The 11,474-nt window shown below is 25.0% G+C and carries 9 protein-coding genes and 1 pseudogene; all 10 read right to left on the bottom strand.

The genetic code is table 11. The features are described from left to right. Positions 1-559: pseudogene (locus tag ACRC8M_RS00595) on the bottom strand (hypothetical protein); the annotation flags it as partial. A 34-nt stretch (positions 560-593) separates the two neighbouring features. Beyond that, on the bottom strand, positions 594-1,316 hold the full coding sequence (locus tag ACRC8M_RS00590) for a hypothetical protein (RefSeq protein ID WP_438527345.1): 723 nt from the start codon (positions 1,314-1,316) through the stop codon (positions 594-596). A gap of 50 nt (positions 1,317-1,366) precedes the next feature. Beyond that, positions 1,367-1,759 (bottom strand): hypothetical protein, encoded by a 393-nt coding sequence (locus tag ACRC8M_RS00585; RefSeq protein WP_438527344.1) that lies wholly within the window; start codon positions 1,757-1,759, stop codon positions 1,367-1,369. Positions 1,760-1,783: 24 nt separating this feature from the next. Further along, positions 1,784-2,023 carry a VirB3 family type IV secretion system protein gene (locus ACRC8M_RS00580; RefSeq protein WP_438527343.1) on the bottom strand — a complete coding sequence of 80 codons (240 nt, stop codon included), beginning with the start codon at positions 2,021-2,023 and terminating at the stop codon, positions 1,784-1,786. Next, entirely contained in the window at positions 2,001-2,987 is a 987-nt protein-coding gene (locus tag ACRC8M_RS00575; protein WP_438527342.1) for an ATPase, T2SS/T4P/T4SS family, read from the bottom strand. The genes ACRC8M_RS00580 and ACRC8M_RS00575 overlap by 23 nt, the downstream gene beginning before the upstream one ends. Further along, positions 2,987-3,406: a hypothetical protein gene (locus ACRC8M_RS00570; protein WP_332480254.1), complete on the bottom strand. Its 420-nt coding sequence runs from the start codon at positions 3,404-3,406 to the stop codon at positions 2,987-2,989. Before ACRC8M_RS00570 ends, ACRC8M_RS00575 begins: the two co-directional genes overlap by 1 nt. A 19-nt stretch (positions 3,407-3,425) precedes the next feature. Further along, a complete protein-coding gene (locus ACRC8M_RS00565; RefSeq protein ID WP_438527341.1) occupies positions 3,426-6,539 on the bottom strand; it encodes a type IV secretory system conjugative DNA transfer family protein in 3,114 nt (1,037 codons plus the stop codon). A 68-nt stretch (positions 6,540-6,607) separates the two neighbouring features. Then, the gene (locus ACRC8M_RS00560; protein ID WP_438527340.1) at positions 6,608-6,844 is read right to left on the bottom strand and encodes a hypothetical protein; all 237 of its coding nucleotides are present in this window, start codon (positions 6,842-6,844) and stop codon (positions 6,608-6,610) included. A 21-nt stretch (positions 6,845-6,865) separates the two neighbouring features. Continuing rightward, a complete protein-coding gene (locus ACRC8M_RS00555) occupies positions 6,866-10,741 on the bottom strand; it encodes a hypothetical protein (protein ID WP_438527339.1) in 3,876 nt (1,291 codons plus the stop codon). A gap of 71 nt (positions 10,742-10,812) precedes the next feature. Continuing rightward, positions 10,813-11,361 carry a hypothetical protein gene (locus tag ACRC8M_RS00550; protein WP_438527338.1) on the bottom strand — a complete coding sequence of 183 codons (549 nt, stop codon included), beginning with the start codon at positions 11,359-11,361 and terminating at the stop codon, positions 10,813-10,815. Positions 11,362-11,474: the final 113 nt, after the last annotated feature.

Here is an 11,474-nt window from a genome sequence, read left to right as displayed (position 1 = left end):
CTTTAAATAATAAGAATACTCTTTCAAAATCATTTTCAAACTTTTCTATCATTTGACTCATTTGCTCTTTGTTTACTTTTTCATTTGTATAAATTTCTCCTAGTTTATTCATATTTTCTTTAGGAAGAAAATATGTAACACTTATATAATAATTTGTTTCGTAATAATTACCTGATAAGTTGTTTTTTTCTCTTGATTTATTCATAAATCCATAAATTTTTTCTTTAAATATGCTTTTAGGATATTCTCTTACTTTTTCTCTTCTTGCCTCTACATGAAGCACATACCCTTCATCCATTCTTTTTAAAACATTATTTAAATCTAATCTTAATATAATTAATTCTTCATCTGATGATGTTGCTAAATCTTTTCCTTTAAATTTTAAAATTTTTGTTAAAGATCTATTTTTATTTACTATAGTTCCATCATCACGCAAATAACTCCAAGGCAAATAATCTGTTACTCTATCTTTATGTTTTACATTGTATTCTCGTTCTGTTTTTAAGAAAAACAAAAACCCTATTACTATAATAAGTAATATCATTAAATTCCCATTCATTTAAACCCTCCTAAAAATAAAAGAGCCTGAATTTTTATTCAGACTCTTCTATATATTCAAAATCATATTTTGTATCTACTATTAAATTATAATACTTTCCATTTTTCTTTATTTCACCAAATGCTACAAGATATACTTGCCTAATCTCTTTTTCAGCAAAATTTTCAAAGAGTTTTTCTTTTAGATTAATTCCTATTTTTAAACCAACTAAACTTTCGTCTTTTAAATTTCTTATTACAAAAAAATTATTAAATCTTCCTAGCTTTACTCTTCCATAATAAAGCCTTTTCTCCTTTAACTCTCCTACTGTATGTTCTTCTAATAACTCTAGATTTAATTCAAGATTATCTAATCTTCTTACTCCTCTTTCATTTCTAATAACAAAATTACTATTAAACTTTTTTAAATTTTCAGTATTCTCTTTAGATTTAAAATTTATTCCATCTAATATTATTGAATCTAACAATTGCTTTTTAGTATCTTCATCAATTTCTACAAAATCATCATATGTTATTTTTTCTATTTCAGAGTATCGACATCCTGTTCCATGCTGAATTTTTTTGGATTTTTTTGCTAAATACTTTCTTTTATCTCCATTTCTATAAACTAATTCTGCTTCTCTACAATAAGGACAAAATTTATCATTTTCGAATTTTTCTTGTTTTGTTTCTAAATCATTCTTCTTAGTCGGTGCTAAAATAATCTTATTAAGTGTTTTATCTTTATTTTTCGAGTAAAATTCAATATATTTTTCCATATTACCTCCAAAATTTATATTAACTTACTCTCAAATAATAACATATTTTTTTAGCTAAGGTAAACTATTTGACATTCATCAGATTTAAACTTAAATAAATTCAAAATTTCTCCATTTTTAAATTCTAAATATTCTCCAGTATAATCTTGTTCTCTCAAATTCATTTTTAAAATCAAATCAAATTCTGATTTATTATCTACTTCTATATAGTTATACTTTACAAAATCTTTTCTATTTCTTTGGGGAAAATTATTTAAATATTTTATTTTTGATTTTTTCAAAATTCTTTTTACTTCTCCAGTTTTTTTATGAAAATTTAATACACCATTTTTTGATAATATTTTACTTATTCTTAATTTATATATTTTTATTTCTTTATCTTCTTTAATTTCTAACTTTCCTCTATATTTTATTCTTATTCCTTTTATTTGAATTTCATTCATATAAATGCTTTTCTCCTTTTTACTTTAGTAACTCAAATATTTTTTTAAAGTTCCTTTTGTTAATATTTCAATAAAATTATCATCCTTTGATACAAGATACTTTATTACTTTATGAAATACATAAAATAACGGTGCTAACTGCCATAAACCTAAAAACATTACCGTTATAACTCCTAAAGTTAAATTAGCACAAAACACTTGTTCTGGTATTCCTGCAACCTTTATTGTTTTAGTAAATACTTTATATAATGGTATTGTCTTCATAAATACACCCCTCTTCCTTCTGATAAATTGGTTTTAACTTATATTCATTCTTTACTGAATCATATCCTAAAACCTCTACAATTGAATCTAAATACCTTGTATGATTTTTTTCTTTTAAAGTTACCAAAATATTTACTCCCATAGCTAATTCTTCAGATAATGGATGTCCTATTGCAGTTCTCGTATACATTTCCATTTTTTTTAATCCTAGCAAACAATTGTTAGCGTGAATTGTAGATAATCCTCCTTCATGCCCTGAATTTAAAGCTTTTATAAATTCATATGCCTCTATTCCTCTAATTTCTCCAAATATAATTATTTCTGGAGTTAATCTCATACATGTTTTTAAAGCTCTTTCTGCACTATAAATCCCTGGTATAATTTTTAACCTTTGGACATTTACAGCTTTAGTCTGTAACTCTTCAACTTCTTCAACTAAGATAACTCTTTTATTAATATCCATAGCTGATATTAGAGCATTTAGGAATGTAGTTTTCCCTGTATTTGTTCCACCGACTACTAAAATACTTTTTTTATTTAAAACACTTGCTTTTAAGTAGTTATAAACCTCTTTAGTTATAAATTCATCTTTCAAGTAATCTTCTAAAGTTTTTATTACTGGTATTTTTTTACGAATGTTAAATGTTGGATTTTCAACTACTGGTGATATTATTCCAACTACCCTTGATTTTGTTAATGGTAGCTCTCCATCAATTTCAGGATTTTCTAACCCTAACGTTATACTTCTTAAAGTTGCTAAAGTATTTAGAATTGATATAACTTTATCATTTTCTGACTTTCCAACTTCTACAAACCCTTCACCTGATCTTTTTATAAAAATTTTCTGATCCGAGTTTATAGTTACTTCAGTTACTTCTGAATCATTGTATAAATAATCATAAATATTTAATTCTTTTAATGATCTATCTATTATTTTCTTTGCTTCAAATATTGAATGTTTCATTATTTCTCAACCTCTAAACTTTCTTTTTTAACTCTTTGATTTCTTTTAAAAACAAGATTTCCCAATGCGTTTTCAATTAAATCTTCTTTTCCTAGTTTTAATATTTCTTCAAGAAAATCTGGATTTTTATTTAAAAATACCCATAATCCTCTATTAATTGTGATAATTTCATTAGCTTCATGCTTTTTTATCTCTTCCTCGAAAAATTCTAAAATAGAATCTTTATTCATTTTATTAATTGCAGTAAACATTTTTTTCCTTATAGTTACTTCCTCTTTTTTAGCTTCTTCTTTTAATAATTTAGTGTCATAATCTATTAAAATTAACTTTTCTCTTGCTGTTAATCTTTTTCTATTCTTTTTTTTGTCTAAAACTTTTTTTATTTCCTCTGTTATTAATGTATTTTCTTGATGTTCCATTCTACATGCCTCCTAAATTTTATAAATCCATTAAGTCCATTTCCTCTTCATTTGATAGTATACTTTGGATTATTCTTTTTACTTCCTCATAATCAAAAGAAGTTAATCTATCTATTTTTATTTTTAACTTTTTTACATCCACTTTCTTTAGTTCTTCAATTCCATATTCTTCTACATACATATCTAAAAATTCTTTAATTCCTAATTCTTCTATCTCTTTTGAATTTAAAAAATTATCTGGAGTATTTTTTTCTATAATTTTTGAAACTATTTCATGTTCTTCAATTGGTAAAAACTCTTTTAATTTTTCTAATAGTTCTTTCCTTTCTTCATCTTTAGATTTTTCTTTAATTTTTTCTTTTGGTTTTTCTATTTCATCCTTAGCTGTCAATTTTCTAATAATTTCATATAAAATATCTGAATCTAAAGATGAATAATTTGTAATCTCATTTATTAATTCTTTCTTTCCTATAGTTCTTAATTTTTCTGCAACATTTTGAGTATCATACTGAAGTAAAAATTGAGTTAATAATCCTCTTGTTAGAATAGTATTTCTAATAAATAAAGGACTTTCAAAAAATTCATCTACTACTTTTTCCTCTGCTTCTGTCAGCTTTCTATCTCTTTCTTTTTTCCCTTTTATTATTTCCGTAACTATATCAAAAAGTACATCCTCATTAACTATTTCATATTTTTTTAATCTTTCTCCAATTTCTTTTGGATCTATTTCTTGTAATAACTTAAAAATCTCTTTTGTTGAATATCCATTTATTAACTTTATTAACATATTCAAACTAACTCTTTGATCTGGTATGTCATATTTATCTATAAATAATTTTTCTTCCTCTGAAATTTCTCTATTTTTACCTTTATCAAAATGATATTCAACTGCTTTCAATATATTATAGACATCTTGAATCGTTACTTTATCAATTTCTCTTTCTACACAATAATTTCTTCCAATAGTTTCAAAAACCCTCTTATCTCCATTTAAAACCCTTTCCAATAACTCAACTATACCTTTTATACTATAATCATTCAAAAGCTCTAAAAACATTGTTTTATTGAAGTTATCAAAGTTTTGATTTAATATTTGATATTGGTGTAACTCTTTTTTAGTTAATTCTTTTTTTAACATTATTTTTTCTGATAATTCTATTAAAAAGTTAGGTTCTAATTCTTTAAGTTCTTTCATTTCATTCTTAAATTTCTTTTGATCCAAATTATCTAAAATTAACGTTGTTTTTTCAATTCCTCCATAAGAAATTATTTTTTCTGCAAAGCTTGGTGTTATTCTTTTATCTAATTTAACAAGTCTTTCTACTACACCATCTTTTCTTGTTGGTACTCTATAATTCTTACAATTTTTAAATCTATTTAATTTAAAGTAAAATATTTTATCTGCTAAAATTGGGTTTTTACCAGCTACAAATAAAATTACTTTTTCATAAGGTAAGGTTCTTACTTCCCCTGGTGTCATTAATGGTCTTGATACCAAATTTTCACTGACATTTCCTCCTACAAGTTCTCCCACTTTTCTGCTTTTATTACTAATTTGTTCTGTATATGTTCCAAGCATTTTTGAAATCATAGCAGGTGTTTCCGAGTCATTTGGTGTCAAATACATTTGAACATGACAGTTATCTAAAATTGAATTTTCTTTTCCATATATTTTACTTAACTGATTTATAGATTGAGTTATTAACAATACCTTTAATCCATACCCTGCTATATATGCCAATGCTTTTTCTAGTATTTCAAGTTTTCCTAAACTTGGGAACTCGTCTATTAAAAATAAGATTCTATTTTTTTCTCCAGCTTTTATAAATACTTTTCTGAAAAACATTGTTATATTTAATTTTAATTTATCTAAATAACTCATATCATCATCTAAAAATTTATCAAACTTCATTACCCCAGTTAAATCATATATAGTCTGTGTTATTATTAATCTAAATAAAGCTCTTGTCATGTCTATTGCTTCTGGAGGAGTTACTAAATAAAGACTAACTTTATTTTTCATAATTTCTTTTGGCGTAAAGTCAGATTTAGAAATATTTCCTGCTATTTGAGGATCTCTAAAAATTTGAAGCTTATTTATACAAGTTGACAATATACTACCTCTTTCTTTATCTGGAGTTTTATATATTGTTCCAAATATTCCTCCTACAATCGGATGTAACTCCACACTCTCACCATATATTTTTTTAAATAATTTTTTATCGCCATGTTTATGAACTAATCTTTCATCTTGTAATACATTTCCTTTTTCATCTTTATACATCCCTAAAACATTACCTATTTCATCTACTACTGGTAATAATGGATTAGTTAAAAATTTTACAACATCATTCATAGAAGCATTTTCATTTTCATATTTAACATGCAAAATAACCCCTACTAATAAATTTATTGCTGAAGTTATCCAATGGTCTTCTTCACCTTTTCCTGATACATCTAAAAGAGTTTGAGCTATTATTTTTACATCTTTTAATTCTCTCTTAGTTTTTAACGCTATTCTGTCTAAAGGATTATATGAAGCTCCTTCCCCTGAATCATCCAAAGGATTAAAATATATACATTTATGTCCAAACTTTTCTTTTCTATATCCACTTGTTAAATCCCAACATTCACCCTTTATATCATTAACTATTACCGATTTATCCCAACTCCACAAAGTAGGAAGTACTGTATTTATACCTTTTCCCATTCTTGTCGGTGCCATCATCATTAGGTGTTCGGGTCCCGCATGTGTCAATATTTTTCCATTTTTCATTCCTAATACAACACCATTAGGCTTTTCTAAATCCATATTTTTTATCTCTCTCATACTAGCCCATTTTGCTGTTCCATAAGCTGTTAATTCTTTTCGTTTCATAAAAATTAAAATGGCTAATCCTAATACTCCTAATTGGAAATATTTAATATTATTATTATATGCGTTAGTTCTTTTCAAATTTTTACTCTCTAATAATCTTGCATTAGGAACATATACTTTAATTTTTTTATATGTTACTATTGGTTTCCCAAATATCTTGTGATAATTTAAGTCTTTAGCAAGTTTACTTGTAAAAAAAACTATTAAAACAACTAACCCCATAAAAAAATAAACTAATTTTTCTTTATTTTTCATATATCATTACTCCTAATTAAATAAGAGAGTCTAATTATTTCAGACTCTCTTACTTAATGAAATTTATTTTATTTTTTCTTTAAACATTTTACTTTTATTAATGTTTCCATATCAGTTGGTTTAAATTCTAATGTAACAGTCATTCCTACTGGACGTTTATCAATTGTTTTATATGAAACAGAGTGATTTATAAAATATTTTAGTAACTCCCCTAATTCCTCTTTATTATCAAATAATAAAGCTTTATCTATTCTACTTACAAATTCTCTTGAAGCTTTTGTTATTTCCTCTTTTGTATAACTCATTTAATTTGCTCCTCCTAATTTCTATCTCTCAATTCCTGTATCTTGTGATTGAGATTTTTGAACTAATTTTATAGTAGTACTACTAACTTCCTCCTTGTAAGAAATCTCTTTCCCATTAGAGAACTCTCTCTTCTCTTCTTTTACAACAGTTCCTCTCTCATAAAGTTTCTTTACACTGTTACTTAGCTTAAAATCTTTATTATATTTGATTTCCTCTAATTTTAACTCACCTTTTTCGTAAAGTTTAGTTACCTCACTTTCACCTTCTTTTTGAATTTTACTTCCTGTAACTTCCCTGACTAATTCTCCATCTCTTTTAAAAGTCTCTTTATATGTATCATAACCTTTTTCTGATAATTCCCCACTTTTGTAATATTCTATGGTTTTTATTTCATTATCTCTTATTTGCTCTATTAAGTTATTGGAACTATTATATTTTGACCTTATTTCTAAGCCATCCTCATATCTTATTTGCTCTCTAAATTGTATTTCTTCATTTTGATAAGATCTTATTTCTCTAACTTCTAATTCTCCATTTCTTTCTAACTTAACCTCTGATTTTACTTTTTTTCCATCTTGATACTCAAATTCTTCAGTTTTTACTTCCTCTCCTCTTGTAATAACTTCTTTCTTTAAAGTTTCATCCAAATTATATTCTCTTTGCTTTTTTAAGCCATTCTCTATTGAAATCTCTTTATCGAGCCTATTCTCAACATATATCTTTCTATTTTCAAGTTTATCATTTAGATAATTGTTTTCTTCAATCAAAACTCCTTTATTATCAAATTCTTGACTCTTTATCTTTTCATTATTATCTTTTATTTCAACTTCAACAATTTTATTTATGTTTCCAGTTTTAGAATCATAATACGTATCTTTTTCATAGTTAAACTCTTTTTTATTATTATCTTCTTTCGTTTCTTTTTCTTTTGTTAAATAAATTTCGCCATCTTTAAAAAAAGTTTTTATGCTTTTTTTATTATTTTCAAAGTCAATCTCTTCTTTTGAAAGTAATTCTTGACCTTTATATTCTTTATATATTTCACCAACTAATATATTATCCTTATGCTTAAACTCTTTAATTGTTCTAATGCCTTTTTCGCTAATCTCCTCATTTACTAGCGTATTTTCTTTATAAGTTTTCTCTGATTGAACATTTTTAAATTTATTTACATCATTTGGATAATAAGTATCGACCATTGCTAATTTACTAAACCTTTCAGCTATATTTTTAGTTGATACATAATTACTTAGTTTTATTTCTTCTAAATTTAAACTTTTCTTATTCTTTTCTTCTTGGTGCTTTACAATTATATCTGCTAACTCTTTACCAAAGAATTTTATGTACGCATAGGTTTTTATTTTATCTATAACACTATTAATCTTATTTCTAACATCATCTTTTATATCTTTAATAGTGTTGCCTTCTCTATATTTTTCATCTAATATATTTCCATTTTTATCAAATGATTTAGAGTACTCTACATTAAAGAAGCTTTTCTTTTTCCCAAGATTTAAAGTTTCTGAAGTTAAAATATTATTCTCATATTTTTGAGTTAATTTATTATTTTTCATTTTTAAATTAACTAACGTTTTTTCAATTAACTCTCCTTTTTCGTTAAATTTTTGCTTTAATTCATTTTCTTTATCTTTTATTACTTCAGATTTTAATACTCCTTTATCATATTCTTTTATTCTTTGAACTCCATTACTAAATTCATGGCTTCTATATAAGTTATTATCTTTATCATAAAATAATGTTTTTTCACTCTCTATTTCTCCAGTTATTTTATTCAAAACTTTAACTTCTTTTATATTGTTTTTTTCATCCTTTTCAACAACTCTTGTTACCTCTTTATCTGTTAAATTTACTGGCATTTTTAGCTCTGCTTTTTCTATAGTTTTATCTATATTATTTAATAAAGCATACATCACACCATTTTCTAAATAATCTTTTATTACAGTATTTTCATTTTTTACCTTTTCTTCTTTTCTTATGTATAACCCTTCTACTTTTCTATAATTTTGCTTTAAATAATCTTTACTTTCTTTCTCTAAATCATCATCAGGATAAAGTCTTTTTAATAACTCTTTAGCCACCTGAACATCTTCAGGAGTTAAAGCTTTCTTCATATTATCAAATACTTTACTATAATTTTCTTCTCTATCATCCTTATATTTTTGATTAATTAACTCTACCCCTGCTTCTAAAGAGTCCACTGCTCCTACGTACACTCTATTTTCTAAATTTGATTCTTTTATCAATAAATCTGGATTATCCAAACTATGCTCTGTTCTATATATATCTATTGACTCACCTTGTTTTTCTAAAAAATAAAAGTATTTCACTCCATCTTTTGGATAAACTGTTCTTTCTATTGATAATGCTTCTTCTCTCTTTATTGTTGATTCTTCCTCTTCTAAAGACAATGGAATATCTTGAAGAAGTTCTTCTTTTTCATTATATTTTCTTAAATAACCTCCAACTAAAATTTCTTCAAGTTCACTTGGATCATATTCAAATATATTTTTTTCTTCTTTTCTTAAAACATTATTTTCATCATATTCATATTTAATTCTTTCTATAGAGTGTTCTTTTTCTTCTTTATATTGAATTGTTTCATTAAAAACAAGCCTATTATTTTGATAATCCTTCACCACTTTAATAGCTAATTTATTATCCTTATCATATTCTTTTTCTTCTTGTTGTTTTATTTCTCCATTTTCATAAGTTGTTTGTATATCTCTAATTACTCCACCTAAAGTAATTATTTTCTTACTCACTCCATCTAATTTTCCATCTTTATATGTTTCTTCCAATTTTAGATTTCCATTTATATCATATTCTTTCCATTTTCCATGTTTTTCATCTTCTAAGTTAAATGTTCCTTCTACTTCTACGCTTCCATCTTCCCTATATTTTTTTTCTTTAAAATACCCTTCTTCATTATTTTGCTCTTTTTCTTCCTTTAGATTTCCATTCATCCAGTATTTTTTACTAAATAACAGCTCCCCTTCATCCCAATTTGATGTCTCTAATAACTTTCCTTCTATATTAAAAATCTCTTGTTTTTCTAATTCAAAGGTGTTTACATCTAAATATTCTCTTTTATTTACTTGTTCAGTTCCCTCAAAATAATTATCAGAAATTCTTATTCCATCATTAAATTTTACAACTGTTGTTAGCTTTTTTTCACCATTTTCATTATACACAGTACTTAATTCTTCGTTTTTTTCATAACTAAAGTATGTCTCTGAATAGAGCTTTCCATTTTCATATATTTTTCGTTCCAACGGTCTATAATCATTTATGTTTTCATTAGGATAAATTGATCTTTCAAAAGCTGTCTCATTATGCCAAAGTTCTACTTTATATTTTCCATCTTCTAATTTTTCAATTTCATTTTTCTTTTCTTTCTCTGCCAACTTTTCTTCTCCTTTTTCCTTAATATCTCGAATCTTTTGTTCCTCTATTTTTTTATCTTCATCATATTTTTCAATTAAATATAACTCTCCATTCTCATAGTATTTAACATCACCATGTAATTTGTCATTAATATACTCTCCTTCTATTAATAATTTCCCCTGGTTATCATATTGTTTTTGATAGCCGTTATACTTATTATTTTTAAAATTAAACTCTGACTTCATTTTTCCATCTTCAAAATATTCTTTTCTCGCTCCATTTAATCCACCAGCAATATACTGCTCTTTAAGCTTCAGATTTCCATTTTCATAATATTCCTTCCAAACACCATGTCTTTTGCCCTTTACCAATTGTCCCTGCTCTTTAATTTGTCCGTTAAGGTAATGGGTTTCTACTTTTCTTTCTACATTGACCATTTTGTTAATTTTATCTTGAAGTTCTTTTTCTATTGTTCTCAAACTTTCACTCATTTATTCCCTCTCTTCAAATCTATAAAATAAAAAAAGTCTGAATCTTATTTTTTCAGACTTTTTCTTAAATTTTATTTTTCGTAAGTTTTCATTTGTTTTTTATATTCTTTTATGTATTTCTTCAAATCTTCTATATAAACACTAATTTCTTCTTTGGTATTTAATTTTTTCCTGTCTTCATCTTCCAAAATAATATTTCCTAATTCATCCATGATTTCTATTGGAAAACCAAATTCATTAAATTTTATTATTAAAATAACTTCTTTTTTTATATTCAAAAATTTAATTTCTTTAGGAAAATCATTATTCCACGAACTTGCATTTTTTCCATCCTCTTTCATCGTTAATTCTATATGACTTACACTTTGAGTATAAAAAGCTTTCATTTGTTTTTGTGGTATAATTGGATCTAGTAAAAATCCTTCAATATAAATCAGCTTTTGTGGACATAAATTAAAGTATCCTTCTCTTAAAATAATACTCTCATTTTTATTCCCTATATAACTAACTATATGTCTATATTTTCCTTTTTTTATTAGTAAATATCCATTTTTTAATTCTATTTTTTTTATATAAAAAAAATGTTGATACTCTTTAAGAGTTAATATTTTTTTAAGCATGAAACTCCTCCTAATAGTTATCTAAAAAATGGATGTCCTATTTTTACTCCTAAATTATATAGAAGTTCTGGTTGTTCTTTTCCTTTTTCATCAAATCTATTTAACCAACCATG

It is taken from the genome of Cetobacterium sp. (assembly GCF_051653945.1).
GTDB lineage: Bacteria > Fusobacteriota > Fusobacteriia > Fusobacteriales > Fusobacteriaceae > Cetobacterium_A.
This window is presented reverse-complemented; position numbering and strand designations above follow the sequence as displayed.